This window comes from Bacillus cereus group sp. MYBK30-2, from assembly GCF_051915945.1.
GTDB classification, from domain to species: Bacteria; Bacillota; Bacilli; order Bacillales; family Bacillaceae_G; genus Bacillus_A; species Bacillus_A paramycoides.
On the sequence record NZ_JBQAFR010000002.1, the window covers coordinates 716,905 to 732,747 of the forward strand.

Sequence of the window (15,843 nt, forward strand, 5' to 3'; positions counted from 1 at the left end):
ATAACAATGAGCGGAATTATAGCGACATATTTAATCCATGATGATTCTCACAACTTAGAAAGAAAAGCAGAACAAATTGCAATTGGTTTAACAATTGGTTCATGGACTCATTTACCACACTTATTACAAGAACAATTAAAACAACATAAAGGGAATGTCATTCATATAGAAGAATTAGACGAACAAGAGCATATAAACTCTTATCTTGCTAAAAAGGTAACACGTGGAATTATTAAAATTCATTATCCATCACTGAACTTCAGCCCAGACTTACCAGCCATTTTGACAACAACGTTTGGAAAACTATCGCTAGATGGTGAAATTAAACTAATAGATTTAACATTCTCAGACGAATTAAAAAAACAGTTCCCTGGACCGAAATTTGGAATTGATGGTATTCGAAACCTGTTACAAGTTCAAGATCGCCCTCTTCTAATGAGTATTTTTAAAGGGATGATAGGCCGTAATATTGGATATTTAAAAACACAACTACGCGATCAAGCAATTGGTGGAATAGATATTGTAAAAGATGATGAAATCTTATTTGAAAATTCATTAACACCACTTACGAAAAGAATCGAATGTGGAAAAGAAGTATTACAATCTGTATATGAAACATACGGTCATAAAACTTTGTATGCAGTAAATTTAACAGGACGAACTTATGATTTAAAAGAAAATGCGAAACGTGCAGTGGTAGCTGGAGCAGACATTCTTTTATTCAATGTATTTTCTTACGGGCTAGATGTACTGCAATCACTTGTAGAAGATGATGAAATTCCAATTCCTATTATGGCACATCCTGCTGTAAGTGGCGCTTACGCTTCATCGAAACTATACGGATTCTCTTCTCCATTACTACTTGGAAAATTACTACGTTACGCTGGTGCTGATTTCTCTTTATTCCCATCACCATACGGTAGTGTCGCATTAGAAAAAGAAGAAGCTCTTCTTATTACAAAGAAATTGACTGAAGAAGACACGTTTTTCAAACAAAGCTTTCCTGTCCCATCTGCTGGAATTCATCCTGGTTTCGTTCCCTTTATCCTTCGTGATTTTGGTAAGGATGTTGTTATTAACGCTGGTGGTGGTATACATGGCCACCCAAATGGAGCACAGGGCGGCGGAAAGGCTTTCCGAGCAGCAATTGAAGCCACTTTGCAAAACATTCCACTCCATGAAGTAGATGAGATTAATTTGCAAAGTGCGCTACAAATATGGGGAAATCCATCTTATGAGGTGAAATTATGAGTATTCAAGTGTTTTGTGATTTCGATGGTACGATCACAAATAATGATAATATCATGTCCATCATGGAATATTTCGCACCACCAGAAGCTGAGGGAATAAAAGAAAGAATTTTATCACAAGAACTTTCTATTCAAGAAGGTGTTTCTCAATTATTTAAATTATTACCTACCACTTTACACAACGACATTATTAAGCATCTAAAAGAAACAGCGGAAATTCGTGCTGGCTTTAAAGAATTTATACAATTTGCAAATAAAAAAAACATTTCTTTTTATGTTATTTCTGGCGGGATGGATTTCTTCGTCTATCCACTCTTACAAGGAATAGTCCCTAAAGATCAAATTTATTGTAATGCAACTGATTTTTCAGGAGATTATGTTGAAGTGAAATGGCCTCATCCTTGTGATGAACAATGTCATCATAGTTGTGGTCTCTGTAAATCATCATTGATTCGTAAACTAAGCTCTACAGATGATTTTCATATTGTAATAGGGGATTCCATTACTGATTTACAAGCAACAAAACAAGCCGATAAAGTATTCGCTCGCGACTTCCTTATTACGAAATGTGAAGAGAATCATATTGCTTATACACCATTTGAAACGTTTTACGATATTCAATCTGAGTTACAACATTTGTTGGAGGTGAAATCATGAAACAGCTTTTCCGTCAATGGCATAACTTAAGCGAGATAAAAAAAGAATTAACAATTCGTAATTGGTTTCCAGCAACAAGTGGGAATATTTCTATAAAAGTAAACCATGATCCGCTTACTTTTCTTATTACAGCAAGTGGGAAAGACAAAACCAAAACAACTCCAGATGACTTCTTACTTGTAAATCACGAAGGACTTCCTGTTTCAGATACTGAACTACGCCCTTCAGCTGAAACGATATTACATACACATATTTATAATAACACGGATGCTGGTTGCGTCCTTCATGTTCATACAACTGATAACAATGTCATCACAAATTTGTATAGCGATACAGTGTCTCTTCGGAACCAAGAAATCATTAAAGCTCTTGATATTTGGGAAGAAGGTGCAACGATTAACATCCCTATTATCGAAAATGATGCTCATATCCCAACACTTGGAGAGAAATTCCGAACACATATACAAGGGGATTCAGGAGCAGTATTAATTCGAAACCATGGCATTACCGTATGGGGGCGAGATAGCTTTGATGCAAAGAAAAGATTAGAAGCTTATGAGTTTTTATTCCAATTCCATATAAAACTATTATCAATTCAAGGAGGCGTTTCTAATGGCGCAAATTCGTATTCATGAAGTAAATGTTCGTATTGAAAATGAAGTGGAAGTATCAAGTTTTCTACAAGGAGAAGGTGTTTTATATGAGAAATGGAATATTTCTAAACTTCCTACTCATTTAAAAGAAACTTACTCCTTAACAGATGAAAACAAAGCTGAAATATTAACATTGTTTTCAAAAGAAATTGCTGATGTTTCAGAACGCCGAGGTTATAAAGCTCATGATGTAATTTCACTTTCAAGTAGCACACCTAACCTTGACGAGTTATTAATTAATTTTCAAAAAGAACACCATCATACTGACGATGAAGTTCGCTTTATTGTCAGTGGCCATGGCATCTTTGCTATTGAAGGAAAAGATGGTCGATTCTTTGATGTTGAACTTGAACCTGGTGATCTTATATCTGTTCCTGAAAATGCTAGGCATTATTTTACCTTGCAAGATGATCGCCAAGTTGTAGCTATTCGTATTTTTGTTACAACAGAAGGTTGGGTTCCAATTTATTAAGGTAGTTGGTTGAATAAAAGGATTTGGACCCCCTTTTCCAACCTTTTATTCACTCTACATATATACATCCTCCTATGGAACAGGCTTATTTCATAAAAATGAAGTAAGCCTGATTTTTTATTTACTAAAAGGATTTGTCCCTTTCGTTTGCATATATCAAATCCCCTGATCATAATTCCACTTTATCAAGTGCATTTCTCAACACTTTTTGAACATTTATTGAACTTTTTTTGAATTTTTTCTGAAAATTCTGTTTTATATATGATATACTACAACTAATAAGAAGGAAAAGAATCTTGCAAACAGAGGGGGATAATCATGAGTTTACTTATCGCACTTATACTAGGAGTTTCATGCGGAGCTATTCCTGTCATTTTAGGAGCTATTATGGAAGAGTTAGAAGTTGGGGTTTTAGGTTTTGTCGCATCTTGTGTAAGCGCTTTATTTTTTGGTTTGTACGGTGCTATTCCTGTTTCTATTCTGTGCGCATTTTATATATTACGTCATGCTCGCACAAAACAGTTTGGTCCTAATCACATTGCACAAGTTATTCCATTCCCAATTGAACGATGCCGTCGTGCTTCCAGCTTATAATTATACAACTTGAATATTTTACCTGCCTATATAAATAAAAAGTCCTCAAATGAGGACTTTTTATTTATTCTCTTCTAGAAATTGAAACAATTCTTGTAGATGTAGTGCCTCTTCACTATAGCTAACAGATACATGACATGTACCTTCAATTTCAGCGTGCATGTAAAGATCAATTCCATCCCGATCATACTTCAATGCCAAATAAAACTCCATTTCTTCTAACATCTTTTTTGAAGTTCGAATAACATAATGCCCTTGTTCATCTCGCCCATATTCGAAATTTGGTTCAAAATCATATTTTTGTTTAAAAGCCTCTTTTTGCTTGCCATTTATCTGTACACAAGTTGCTCGCTGCACAGCATCAATCATCGTATCAAACTTTTGAAGATCCATCTCATTTACCCCCTTGTATACTTTTTGTATAATACTTGTGTTCCGCTATTCTCTTCTCCATCTTCCATTAACTCTTCATACAATTCCTTTGCTAAGCTTAAACCCGGTACTGGTAATTGTAATTTTTCAGCCTCATCTAAAGCAATCTTCATATCTTTCATAAAATGCTTTACATAAAAACCAGGTTCAAAATCTCCCTTTAACATTCGCGGTGCTAAATTACTTAATGACCAACTACCTGCTGCCCCTGTTGAAATACTCTCTAATACTTTATCTGCATTAAGTCCAGCCTTTTTTGCATAAGCTACTGCTTCACATACCCCTATCATGTTAGAAGCAATTGCAATTTGATTACACATTTTTGTATGCTGCCCACTCCCAGCTGGTCCTTGCAACTGAATATTTGTTCCTAGTTTTTCAAATAGAGGTAAGCATCTATCATATATTTCTTTCTCTCCACCTACCATAATTGCTAGTCTTGCTTCTTTAGCCCCTACATCTCCCCCAGATACAGGTGCATCTAATGTAAATACGTTCTTATTTTTCGCAACTTCATTAATACGTTTTGCTAATGTTGGTGTAGATGTCGTAAAGTCAATCGCTATCGTACCTTCATTTGCATGTTCTAAAATTCCATCTATCCCAAAGTATACTTCTTCTACATCGTGGGGATATCCAACCATCGTCATAACAACATCAACTTGCTTTACTAACGCTTTCGGTGTATCACACCAAGTCGCACCCTCTTGTACTAAAGAATCCGCTTTTTCCTTCGTTCTATTATATACATATACTTTATAACCATTTTGCATTAAATGGTGGACCATGCTTTTTCCCATCACACCAATACCAATGAAACCTACTGATACATTTTTATATTCCATCTTCTCATCCCCTTTGTTCTAATAAATCATTTACCATCTTTCGAAATTCCTTATTAAAATCATCATCCATACTATTTTTCACATTTGAAAATAAAATAACAAACGTTCCTTTTTCTTTATTGAAATTGTTAAACGTATTCCAACCAGATAGTACACCATGATTATGGAAATAATCTGGATATATGTAAAAACTAAATGCATATTTTCTCTCTGCAGAGGGTGTAAACATCGCTTGTATACTTTGTTCTGAAAGAAGCTTGCCATTTATAATCGCTTCGTCTAATTTTTTCATATCCCCCACTGTCGTATACATCTCACCACAGCCATATAACCAATCCATCCCTAATTTCTGCGCTGGGACAAGTGCTTGATCTTTTTTCACATAACCCTTTGTAAAATTTTTGTCTCCAAGTACCATATCTCCCATACCTGATTCATGCATCTCTGCTTTTGTAAATATGTTTTCTTTTATATAATCTCCTAAAGGCTTTTTCGTTATATTTTCAATAATATAAGCAAGTACCATATAATTATAATCCGTATACTTCCAGCCTGTTCCTGGTGGAAACGCTAATGTCTGACTTCCAATCCAATTTATTAAATGTATACGTGAAGCTACATTAACTTTTCCTTTTCCGTTTTCCGGTAAACCTGATGTATGCGTTAATAAATGATATAAAGTAATATTTTTATCTGCTGGAAATGAAGGAATGTATTTATTTACATTATCCTGAATATTTAACTTCCCTTGTTCTTGTAACTGTAAAATGGATGTAGCAACAACTGTTTTCGTAATAGAACCGATACGATATTTTGTTTGAGGCGTATTTTCTATTTTATTTTGAACGTCAGCATATCCATATCCTTTATTCAATATAACATGCTCTTTATCTGTCACCAAAACGGTCCCATTAAATTGCTTTCCTACTAAATATTGATCTAACTGTTGAGATATACTGGCATAATCAATTTGTTGTTCTTCCTTTTTTTCTATATTATCCTTTACTTCTGACTCGATAGCAGGAGTTACTTTAGATGTTAATACTGTTTGTTCCTTTGGACTTGAGAGAAAGTAGTATATTCCTCCGCAAACAACAGCAGATAGTGAAACCATAATCATTATTTTTTTAAACATATATTTCCTCCGTAAGTACTTCATTACAAATAGTCCCCCTCATTCTATTATCCGGCAATAAAAAAAAATCGCAACAATTTGTTGCGAAAAATCACATTTTTTCTTTTCTATATACACACACTTGATTTTTTCCATTTTTTTTCGCTTCATATAATGCAATATCCGCTCTTTGCATTAATTCTTCTCTTGTAATCCCTTGCTCATATAACGCAACACCAAAACTTGCTGTTAATTTCGAAATTCCAGAGAATTGCTTTGTTTCAATGAAAAATCGCAATGATTCCGCAACTTGAAAAGCTTCTTTTTCTACCGTATTTGTCACTAATATTATGAATTCCTCTCCTCCCCATCTTGCAAATATATGTTGATGTTCAACTTTAGATTTCATAAGATCTGCAAGTTGTATTAATGCTAAATCGCCAAAATCATGACCATATGTGTCATTTACTGTTTTAAAATTATCTATATCAAACAAAATAAGTGCAATTTTTTCATCCTTACGTATTACATTGTCCCACTCTGTCTCCAATATTTGTTGGAATTTTAAACGATTATATATTTCTGTCAATGAATCTATCATAGCCAATCTTTCTTGTTCTTGATAGATTTCATCTAATTCTGTAATCTCTGTGCACTTCACTACAAATCGTGATAAATCTTCTGGCAATGGTGTGGCACGTAATAAAAAGGTAGACACTTCTCCTTCATAATTGTACATCTTAATTCTTCTTCCATTTGTTAAAGTATCATCCAGCCATGTTATATCGTGGGTCGTCGAATAATAGCCATTCTCTCTAATAAGATGTTCTGCAAAGACTAAGTGCTGTTCGCGATATGCAAATAAATTTTCATAACCGAAAAATTCCAAGAAATTTGTATTACAATCAACAATTTCATCATCTTCTACTATAAATAATAAATCATTTTGAAAATCAAACATCATTTGAAGTAATTCTTGTTGTAAACTTACTTGTCGTACTAAAGAAAGCTGATACAAACTCTTATTTACTTCCTCAAGTACCACTTGTGGGGTTACTGGTGCTATAACAATATTACGTATTCCTAACATAAGTAAATCTGCAAATTCATTGTTTATCTGTTGATCCCAAATGACAATGAATGCACTCTTCGGATCATATATATTCTTTATATATTTTATTTGAGCAAAATCTGTTACATACAGAATTACAATATGCGGTCTAGTTCTATGAAATAATATTTCTCCTTCTTCAAAACTATTTGCTATAAACATACATTTTGGATGGACATTTTCTATCGTTTGTTGATGTGTACATCCATCTTCTATATAAAGGACATTCAACTGAAGATCTTGTAATACATTTTGGAAAACAGTATTCTCTAATAAAAAACGTAGTATGTTCATCACTAGTCTTCACTCACTTCATATATCTTGTTCTACTGAATTCCTCACAATCATTTTATAAAGGATTGTTCCAAAAAAATCCGATTAGTGAGGGATACATATTAACAAGCTAATTGAGAATGTTATCTGCGCTTATCTACTCTGGAAATTCCTTTTTTAGTGTATGATTATATGAAGTGTATCGTTTGTATGAATGCCCTACCTTATTGTTTAAAACTTGACAATTAAAATAAAGATATTATATCCTTAAATTCGATAACTTACAAAATGTAAGTAGAATATATTATATGTATTTTTATTAAGTTGATATGTAATTTGGAGGATATATAATGACAAACAATGATTTTTTTAACGTTTTATATGAACGCACATCTACACGTGCATTCAACCCTGAAAAAGAAATTTCATCTACAGAACTACACGATATTTTAAAAGCAGCTGCACAAGCACCTTCTGCTTGGAACTTACAACACTGGAAATTTCTTGTTTTCCAAGGAGAAGATGTACAAAAACGATTACATCCAATTGCTTATAACCAACAACAAATTCTTGATGCTTCTGCCGTAGTCGCTATTTTAGGTGATTTAGAAGCTTATAAAAATATTGAACCTGTTTACGGCCCAATTGTAGAACAAGGATTTATGAAAAAAGAAGCAAAAGAGCGCTTAGCTACAAATATTGAATCTGCATATAATCGTGAGCAATATCCACGAGATGCTGCCTTTTCAAATGCAGCTTTAGCAGCAATGCAACTTATGCTTGCAGCTAAAGCAACTGGCTGGGATACTTGCGCAATTGGTGGTTTCAACTCACAAGCATTAATGGAAGAATTCAATGTTTCATCTCGTTACGTACCAATTATGCTTATTACAATTGGTGAATCAACTTTAAAGGGTCACCCTGCACCACGCATGAGCGTCGAGCAAGTAAGTGAATGGGCGAAGTAATAAAAAACGAAGGTAATGAATTACCTTCGTTTTTTATTACTTTTCTTTGTCATATATTCGTAATATCAAATCAGATATTTCGACATTAATACATGTAAAATCATAAAATTCATTTCCTTTATATAAAAATATATGACGTTTTATGTCGAAGTTTGTTAGATTATTGAAATATAGGCGTGTTATTTTGTTACAATTATGATACAATGGTAACAAATAGATAACAAGAGAGGGATTTTCATTGAATTCATACGGAAGCTTTATTGCGCTTTTAAGTTACATCGTAACTGTACTGCTTCTATATTTTATTGGCGATGCTGCAAATATTTCAGTGTTACAATTCCCAAAAGAAGAAGCGTTCCAATTAGAGGAAGGATTACATACCTCACGATCTATCGTACCACTACTTTTAGCCCTTCCCGTATATATCATCGTTTTATATAAAAGTAAAAAAGTGTAAAGATTACCTACTTCATTCATTTTGGTGGTCTTTACACTTTTTTATGCTATTTTACCCATTCTAAACATCATTCCGTAATAAACACCCATCTAGTCGTTTAAAATGAGAAAATCCCCTAGAAAAAATTCCACTCTCTGTCCAGTCACGAACTACCGAACTTACATAGATTATAAATGTGAAGGGGGGCATGAGGATTATGTTTGGATCATTTGGATGCTGTGATAACTTTAGAGAATGTCATCATCATGAAAGAGAGTGCAACCACCGAGAAAGAGAGAGAAGAAGTTAGACCACAACGGCCTGCTGTATGTAACGTACTTGCTAGCATTTCAGTTGGAACAGAAATTTCTCTTTTAAGCATTAGAGGCCACCAATCATTCCGCAATGTAATTTTTGAAGGATTCTGTAACGGTGTTGCTCTTTTCTCTGCTTTAGCTAATAACAACAAAGATAACAATAAAGACGATAAGAACAATCAAAATAATCAAAACCAAAATACTTTTACTGGCATTTTACGTGTATGCCCAACTGATATTATCGCAATCGCTATCTAATTCTGTCCCTTATCCTCTATAGTAAGAAAATAAGCTTTACTTTTCTCATAGAAAAAACCTGAGACCGATTTCAAATCGACTCAGGTTTTTTTATAATTATATGCTTTTAACTAGTTCAACAACTTCCTCAGCAGTTGACATCATTAATGCCTTTTCTGCTAAAGTTTCCATTTCTGCTTTTGACAACTTGCTTAGTTGTGTTCTTGCAGGAAGGATTGATGTTGCACTCATACTGAACTCATCTAAACCTAAACCTAATAATAATGGAATAGCAAGTGAATCTCCCGCCATCTCACCACACATACCAGCCCATTTGCCTTCTTTATGAGCAGCATCGATAACCATTTTTACAAGACGTAAAATTGATGGGTTATATGGTTGGTATAAGTAAGCTACTTGTTCGTTCATACGGTCTGCAGCCATTGTGTATTGGATTAAGTCATTTGTTCCAATAGAGAAGAAATCAACTTCTTTTGCGAATTGATCTGCTAATACTGCTGAAGCTGGGATTTCAACCATCATACCAACTTCAATAGAATCAGAAACAGTTGTACCCGCTTCTACAAGTTTTGCTTTCTCTTCTAATAAGATCGCTTTTGCTTGACGGAACTCATCAAGAGTTGCAATCATTGGGAACATAATTTTTAAGTTACCGTATACGCTAGCACGAAGTAATGCACGAAGTTGTGTACGGAACACATCTTGCTCATCAAGACATAAGCGAATTGCACGGTATCCTAAGAATGGGTTCATTTCTTTTGGTAAATGTAAGTATGGAAGCTCTTTATCTCCACCGATGTCAAGTGTACGAACAACAACAGGTTGACCTTCTTTTACACCTTCAAGAACTGCTTTATACGCTTCGAACTGCTCTTCTTCTGTTGGAAGATTGTCACGGCCCATGTATAAGAATTCTGTACGGTATAAACCAACGCCTTCTCCGCCATTATCGATAATGCCTTGTACGTCATTTGGTGTACCGATATTAGCAACAAGCTCAACGTGATGTCCATCGCTTGTTACAGTAGCTTGGTCTTTTAATTTTGCCCATTCAGCTTTTTGCTCTTCAAATTTCGCTTTCTTTTCTTCAAACGAACGAAGAGTTTCTTCTGATGGATTTACAATTACTTCTCCATCTAAACCGTCGATGATTACGATATCGCCGTTTTGGATTTTCTCCATAACAACTTTCGTACCAACAACAGCTGGAATTTCCATAGAACGAGCCATAATTGCAGAGTGAGATGTACGTCCACCGATATCAGTTGTGAACCCTTTTGCATACTTACGGTTTAACTGAGCTGTATCAGATGGTGTTAAATCTTCAGCAATGATGATTACTTCTTCAGAAATTGTACCAGGGTTTGAGAAGTTAATTCCTAATAAATGTGCAAGAACACGTTTTGTTACGTCGCGAATATCCGCAGCGCGTTCTTTCATATATTCGTTATCCATGTTTTCAAACATAGAAATAAACATTGATGCAACTTCATCCATTGCAAATTCAGCATTTACTTTTTCGCTATTTACTTTATCTTTTACTGGATTTACTAATTCCGGATCATTTAATACTAATAAATGTGCTTCAAAGATAGCAGCTTTATCAGCACCTAGCTCAGCAAAAGCGTGGTCCTTAATAGCTTCTAGTTCAGATTTTGCTTTCTCAAGCGCAGCGTCTAAGCGTGCAATTTCAGCAGCTTCGTTTGTAATTGATTTCTTTTCAATGTTAAATTCAGGATTCTCAAGTCTGAAAGCCTTTGCAATAGCAATCCCACTTGATGCAGCGATCCCTTGGATATTAAGAGTCATTATTCTCCTAATCCTTCGTTTTTCATAGTTTCTTCGATAGCTGCTAGTGCTTGAGCTGCATCATCACCATTTGCAGTGATCTTAATTTCTGCGCCTTGTTGAATACCTAAAGACATAACGCCCATGATTGATTTTAAGTTAACGTTTTTTCCGTTATACTCTAAGTTAATGTCAGAACCGAATTTGCTTGCAGTGTTTACAAGTAGAGTTGCTGGACGTGCATGAATTCCTGAGTCGCTAGTTACTTTAAAGATTTTTTCCATGATAATTTATCTCCTTTAAATTACGAATTTTTTTAGTTGTATAGACGTGAGTACTACATCATCTATTGTATATAATAGGCGATGTTCGGTCAACCACATCGCCTATTATAATTATAAACATTTTGCGTCAAATTCCTACTGAATGTCAATAATAGCGTTGTCGCCCTTCTTAACATTTCCATCTTTTTTCAATTCGACTTGTTGTCCTTGTTGTAAATTCGTAAAGACAATTGGTGTAATGATAGATGGTGCATTTTCTTTTACGAATGCAAGATCTACTTTTAATAATGGTTGTCCTTGTTTCACTTTATCACCTTGTGCTACAAGTGCTTCAAAGCCTTCACCATTTAATTTTACAGTATCAATACCAAAGTGGATTAATATTTCTTTTCCGCCTTCAGACTGAATACCAATCGCATGTTTTGTAGGGAATACATTGACAATCTCACCGTTTACTGGAGAAACTACTGTTCCTTCAGTCGGCTCAATTGCAAATCCGTCTCCCATCATTTTCCCTGAGAATACTTGGTCAGGTACTTCTGTAATCGGTAAGATTTTTCCTTCAATTGGTGATACGATTGTTTCATTTTCATCAACTTTTTGAGGAGTTTCTTCTACCTTTACAGGCTCTTCTTTTTCAACATGAGGTGTACGACCTGACATAATATCATGAATTTGTGATTTTAATGTGTCAGATTTCGGTCCGAAAATAGCTTGAATGTTATTTCCAACTTCAAGTACACCAGCTGCTCCAAGTTCTTTTAAGCGGTCTTTGTTTACATTTTTTTGTTCGTTAACTTGAACACGTAAACGAGTAATACAAGCATCTAAAGAAGCGATATTTTCTTTACCACCAAGTGCTACTAATACTTCACGAGGAAGTTCACCTGCTTCTGCTTTTCCTGCACCGTCATTAGCATTTGCTACTTCACGACCAGGTGTTTTTAAATCCCATTTGCGAATTGCAAAACGGAATCCGAAGTAGTAAATAACTGCTAGTACAAGACCAACAACAATTACCCACCACCATGCTGTACGGCCTGGTAGTACACCGAATAAAATAAAGTCAATTAAGCCACCAGAGAATGTCATACCAATTTTAACACCTAAAATTTGCATTGTCATAAATGATAGACCAGCAAATACAGCGTGAATCCCGAATAATACTGGTGCTACGAATAAGAATGAAAATTCAAGTGGTTCTGTAATACCTGTTAAGAAAGATGTTAATGCAGCAGAACCTAAAATACCAGCTGCTAATGTTTTATTTTCAGGACGTGCTTCATGGTACATCGCTAAAGCTGCTGCTGGAAGACCGAACATCATGAACGGATACTTACCAGTTGTAAATGTACCTGCTGTTAATTCTACGCCGTCTTTTAACTGTGCCATAAAGATTTTTTGGTCACCACGGATTAATTCGCCAGCCGCATTTGTGTACTGACCAAATTCGAACCAGAACGGTGAATAGAAAATGTGATGTAATCCAAATGGAATTAGTGAACGTTCAATTAAACCAAAAATAAATGCTGCTAACGTTCTATTTGCATCAATCATTTGATGTGAGAACGTATTTAAGCCACCTTGAATGTATGGCCACACGAAGCACATGATAATACCTACTACTAAAGAGAATGTTGCAGTCGCGATCGGTACGAAACGCTTACCTGCAAAGAAACCTAAGTATGATGGTAATTCAATGTTGAAGTATTTATTGTAGCAATATGCCGCTACTATCCCGACGATAATACCACCAAATACTCCGGTTTGTAGTGTTGGAATTCCTAATACGTTTGCATATGCAGGATCTGCAAATCCAATTTTCACTGGATCTGTTCCAGTGCTTGTTACTTTCACTAACTTATCTACTTCTAAGAACACACTCATCGTTTTGTTCATAATTAAGTAGCCGACGAATGCTGCTAAACCAGCTACTCCGTCTCCACCAGCTAAACCAATTGCTACCCCAACTGCGAATAATAACGCAAGGTTAGCGAAAATAATATCACCAGATTGTTCCATAATTTTCGCAACCATTACGAACCAATCTGCTTTTAAAGCAGGAATAACATTTGTTAACTGTGGATTTTGAAATGCATTACCAAATCCAAGCAAAATACCTGCAGCCGGTAAAATCGCTACTGGAAGCATAAGCGCTTTTCCGACTTTTTGAAGAACACCAAAGATCTTCTTAAACATGGAAACCCTTCCTCTCTTATCTATATTGATACTTTTCGACAAACGCCAAAAAGGCATGAGGAAAAAAAGATAGAACGATAGCTATACAAAGGGTAGTATATCCCTTTCTCTAGCTTACATTCCTTACTTTTCTCCACTCATGCCTGATCGAATCAGTAACACGTGTCAAAAATAGGATTACGTATAAGTTCACTATAATTAAGGCAAACGTTTTCGTTACTCACCTTAATGTGTTTGTCGAATTTTGTATAACTTTGCAATAGTTATTATACATAACTATTGTAAGCGATTCAATCATTTTTTTTAACGTTTTCATTTTAGACAAAAATATATGTCTTTTTACACATGCTCTGCTTTCACTAACCGTTGTAAATGCATCGTTAAATAAATACTTTCCGCTTCATATACAGGTAGTTGCAATTCTTTCTGCATAACTTTGACTAGCTTCCACGCCAAATTGTAACAGACTGGATATTCCAATTTTAATAAATCAGCAAAACTTTGTGCCTCTTCTACTTTTTCGCCTTTTTTTACCCGTTCAATAGCATATTGTAAATGACGAATAAGGCGTAAGTAATGAATGCTTTCTTGGTCTAATGTAATTTGTAGGTTTGTTTCAATTAAAGACACAAGTTGTGCAATAAGACGAGAATTTTGATTAACAGAAGATAAATCAGAGTTTGTAAGCGAGCTGTATATATGAAGTGCGATAAAGCCAACTTCCCCTTCTGGCAATGTAATTTGCAAACGAGAGTTTAACAGGTGTACAACTCCTTCGGCAATTTTATATTCCTCTGGATATAGCATTTTCGTTTCAACCAAAAAAGGATTATCTATTGTAAGTCCTTGTTTCAGTCTTTTAATTGCAAAAGAAATATGATCTGTTAAAGCGATATGAATATGTTCATTTAATGGGGACTCTGCTTTTTCTTGAATGTATAACATAATATCATTCATCAATTCAATTAGCTTTTCACTCACATGTGGCACTAAAAGTTTGTATTGTTCTCGATCACGTTCATTTTTTAAAACAAACATTTTCTCAATTTGTTCTTGCTCCAACACATCTTCAGCCTTTTTTCCAAATCCAATTCCTTTACCGATCACTACTACTTCCTCGTGTTCAGGATGGCTAGCAATGATGACATTATTATTTAAAACTTTTTTTATTTCTAGATAATTACTCATATAACACCACCCTCGTACTTAAATAGCCTGCTTTTATGTTACAGAACATTCTTCTTTGTCGTCAATGTAAAACATCTACCATTTGATAAAAATTCATTTTTTAGACATGTTTGTATATGATGCGTATAATGTAAGAGCAACTGTACATAGAAAGGAGATAGCAACATGATTAAAATGTTTGTAAGTGATATTGACGGTACAATGATGCAACACGGAGGTCTAATTGACGAACAAGATATTGCAGCACTTCGTAGTCTAGCTGAGCAAAATGTTATTCTTTGTTTCGCTTCCGGACGACTTGATAATGAAATCGCAGACTTAATGAAAGCTGTAAATACAAATTTTCATCGTATTAGTGTGAATGGCGTTTTCGTATATACTCATGCAAATAAGCAACTATTATCTGCAACATTCGATTCCAGTATTCTACCTGACTTGTTAGCGATGACGAACGAAGACCCTTATTTCCGTTATGTAAGTGATGAGCATAATTACTACATTGAAGAAAAGACACCTTTTATTCATGAACTTGAAAAACAAGTAACGATGACTTCCGTTGAAGAACCACATTTGTTACAGAAAATAGACGATACAATTTTTCCAAATAAAATTTCTGTTGGTGGAACTAAGGAAAGCTTACAAGTTCTTCAAAAAAAAATTGATGAAAAATTTCAGGGGAAAGTTAGTACTTTCATTTCAGCTGAACAGTGCTTAGATGTAATGCCACCTAATATTAGTAAAGGCTCCGCTATCTCCATTTTATTACAAGAGTTTCAAATACAACCCGAAGAGGTTGCTTGCATCGGAGATTCTTACAATGATATCCCTATGTTTACTCTAACTCCTCATAGTTTTGCTATGTCTCAGGCTGATGACGCGGTAAAAGAACATGCTCACTATGTAGTCGATGCTGTTAAAGATGCAGTTAACCAAGTGCTTGCTCATAATAAAGAAGAAAATAAAAATACGACTCGATCCTTATAAGGATGAGTCGTATTTTTATT

General features: G+C 34.8%; 16 protein-coding genes and 1 pseudogene. 9 read left to right on the plus strand and 8 right to left on the minus strand.

Annotated features, from left to right (window positions below; all coding sequences use genetic code 11):
* Positions 1-6: 6 nt before the first annotated feature.
* From mtnW to ACTFQM_RS15210, 5 genes are all read left to right on the plus strand, one after another.
* A complete protein-coding gene (gene mtnW / locus ACTFQM_RS15190) occupies positions 7-1,251 on the plus strand; it encodes a 2,3-diketo-5-methylthiopentyl-1-phosphate enolase (RefSeq protein ID WP_048374077.1) in 1,245 nt (414 codons plus the stop codon).
* Complete coding sequence (locus ACTFQM_RS15195) at positions 1,248-1,907, plus strand: 2-hydroxy-3-keto-5-methylthiopentenyl-1-phosphate phosphatase (protein ID WP_440035068.1); 660 nt, start codon at positions 1,248-1,250, stop codon at positions 1,905-1,907. The genes mtnW and ACTFQM_RS15195 overlap by 4 nt, the downstream gene beginning before the upstream one ends.
* On the plus strand, positions 1,904-2,542 hold the full coding sequence (locus tag ACTFQM_RS15200; protein ID WP_440035070.1) for a methylthioribulose 1-phosphate dehydratase: 639 nt from the start codon (positions 1,904-1,906) through the stop codon (positions 2,540-2,542). The genes ACTFQM_RS15195 and ACTFQM_RS15200 overlap by 4 nt, the downstream gene beginning before the upstream one ends.
* Positions 2,520-3,032: a 1,2-dihydroxy-3-keto-5-methylthiopentene dioxygenase gene (locus ACTFQM_RS15205; RefSeq protein WP_025150387.1), complete on the plus strand. Its 513-nt coding sequence runs from the start codon at positions 2,520-2,522 to the stop codon at positions 3,030-3,032. The genes ACTFQM_RS15200 and ACTFQM_RS15205 overlap by 23 nt, the downstream gene beginning before the upstream one ends.
* Before the next feature lie 318 nt (positions 3,033-3,350).
* Positions 3,351-3,626 (plus strand): hypothetical protein, encoded by a 276-nt coding sequence (locus tag ACTFQM_RS15210; protein WP_002173276.1) that lies wholly within the window; start codon positions 3,351-3,353, stop codon positions 3,624-3,626.
* A 60-nt stretch (positions 3,627-3,686) separates the two neighbouring features.
* Here the strand turns inward: ACTFQM_RS15210 and ACTFQM_RS15215 are convergent, their stop codons facing one another.
* The 4 genes from ACTFQM_RS15215 to ACTFQM_RS15230 all read right to left on the minus strand — a co-directional run bounded on the left by ACTFQM_RS15215 (position 3,687) and on the right by ACTFQM_RS15230 (position 7,422).
* On the minus strand, positions 3,687-4,019 hold the full coding sequence (locus ACTFQM_RS15215) for a DUF3909 family protein (protein ID WP_048374081.1): 333 nt from the start codon (positions 4,017-4,019) through the stop codon (positions 3,687-3,689).
* A gap of 5 nt (positions 4,020-4,024) precedes the next feature.
* A complete protein-coding gene (locus ACTFQM_RS15220; RefSeq protein ID WP_002173278.1) occupies positions 4,025-4,903 on the minus strand; it encodes an NAD(P)-dependent oxidoreductase in 879 nt (292 codons plus the stop codon).
* 4 nt (positions 4,904-4,907) lie between these two features.
* Positions 4,908-6,038 carry a serine hydrolase gene (locus ACTFQM_RS15225; protein ID WP_440035072.1) on the minus strand — a complete coding sequence of 377 codons (1,131 nt, stop codon included), beginning with the start codon at positions 6,036-6,038 and terminating at the stop codon, positions 4,908-4,910.
* Positions 6,039-6,129: 91 nt separating this feature from the next.
* Positions 6,130-7,422, minus strand: a complete 1,293-nt coding sequence (locus tag ACTFQM_RS15230) for a GGDEF domain-containing protein (protein WP_071718756.1) — start codon at positions 7,420-7,422, stop codon at positions 6,130-6,132.
* Between the two features lie 329 nt (positions 7,423-7,751).
* Between ACTFQM_RS15230 and ACTFQM_RS15235 the strand changes: the two genes are divergently transcribed.
* The 3 genes and pseudogenes from ACTFQM_RS15235 to ACTFQM_RS15245 all read left to right on the plus strand — a co-directional run bounded on the left by ACTFQM_RS15235 (position 7,752) and on the right by ACTFQM_RS15245 (position 9,380).
* Positions 7,752-8,369, plus strand: coding sequence for a nitroreductase family protein (locus tag ACTFQM_RS15235; RefSeq protein WP_071718755.1), 618 nt, complete (start codon positions 7,752-7,754; stop codon positions 8,367-8,369).
* A 238-nt stretch (positions 8,370-8,607) separates the two neighbouring features.
* On the plus strand, positions 8,608-8,826 hold the full coding sequence (locus tag ACTFQM_RS15240; RefSeq protein WP_002173282.1) for a hypothetical protein: 219 nt from the start codon (positions 8,608-8,610) through the stop codon (positions 8,824-8,826).
* 196 nt (positions 8,827-9,022) lie between these two features.
* Positions 9,023-9,380: pseudogene (locus tag ACTFQM_RS15245) on the plus strand (DUF3915 family protein).
* Between the two features lie 96 nt (positions 9,381-9,476).
* On the opposite strand, the gene ptsP reads toward ACTFQM_RS15245, so the two are convergent.
* The 4 genes from ptsP to glcT all read right to left on the minus strand — a co-directional run bounded on the left by ptsP (position 9,477) and on the right by glcT (position 14,839).
* Positions 9,477-11,189: a phosphoenolpyruvate--protein phosphotransferase gene (ptsP, locus tag ACTFQM_RS15250; RefSeq protein ID WP_002173284.1), complete on the minus strand. Its 1,713-nt coding sequence runs from the start codon at positions 11,187-11,189 to the stop codon at positions 9,477-9,479.
* Complete coding sequence (gene ptsH / locus ACTFQM_RS15255; protein WP_000411079.1) at positions 11,189-11,452, minus strand: phosphocarrier protein HPr; 264 nt, start codon at positions 11,450-11,452, stop codon at positions 11,189-11,191. The genes ptsP and ptsH overlap by 1 nt, the downstream gene beginning before the upstream one ends.
* A gap of 135 nt (positions 11,453-11,587) precedes the next feature.
* Positions 11,588-13,651, minus strand: coding sequence for a PTS glucose transporter subunit IIABC (gene ptsG, locus ACTFQM_RS15260; RefSeq protein WP_440035073.1), 2,064 nt, complete (start codon positions 13,649-13,651; stop codon positions 11,588-11,590).
* A 339-nt stretch (positions 13,652-13,990) separates the two neighbouring features.
* On the minus strand, positions 13,991-14,839 hold the full coding sequence (gene glcT / locus ACTFQM_RS15265) for a glucose PTS transporter transcription antiterminator GlcT (protein ID WP_002173286.1): 849 nt from the start codon (positions 14,837-14,839) through the stop codon (positions 13,991-13,993).
* Between the two features lie 165 nt (positions 14,840-15,004).
* Here glcT and ACTFQM_RS15270 point away from each other — a divergent pair, with 165 nt between their 5' ends.
* The gene (locus ACTFQM_RS15270; RefSeq protein WP_071718751.1) at positions 15,005-15,823 is read left to right on the plus strand and encodes a Cof-type HAD-IIB family hydrolase; all 819 of its coding nucleotides are present in this window, start codon (positions 15,005-15,007) and stop codon (positions 15,821-15,823) included.
* The last annotated feature ends 20 nt before the right edge of the window (positions 15,824-15,843 follow it).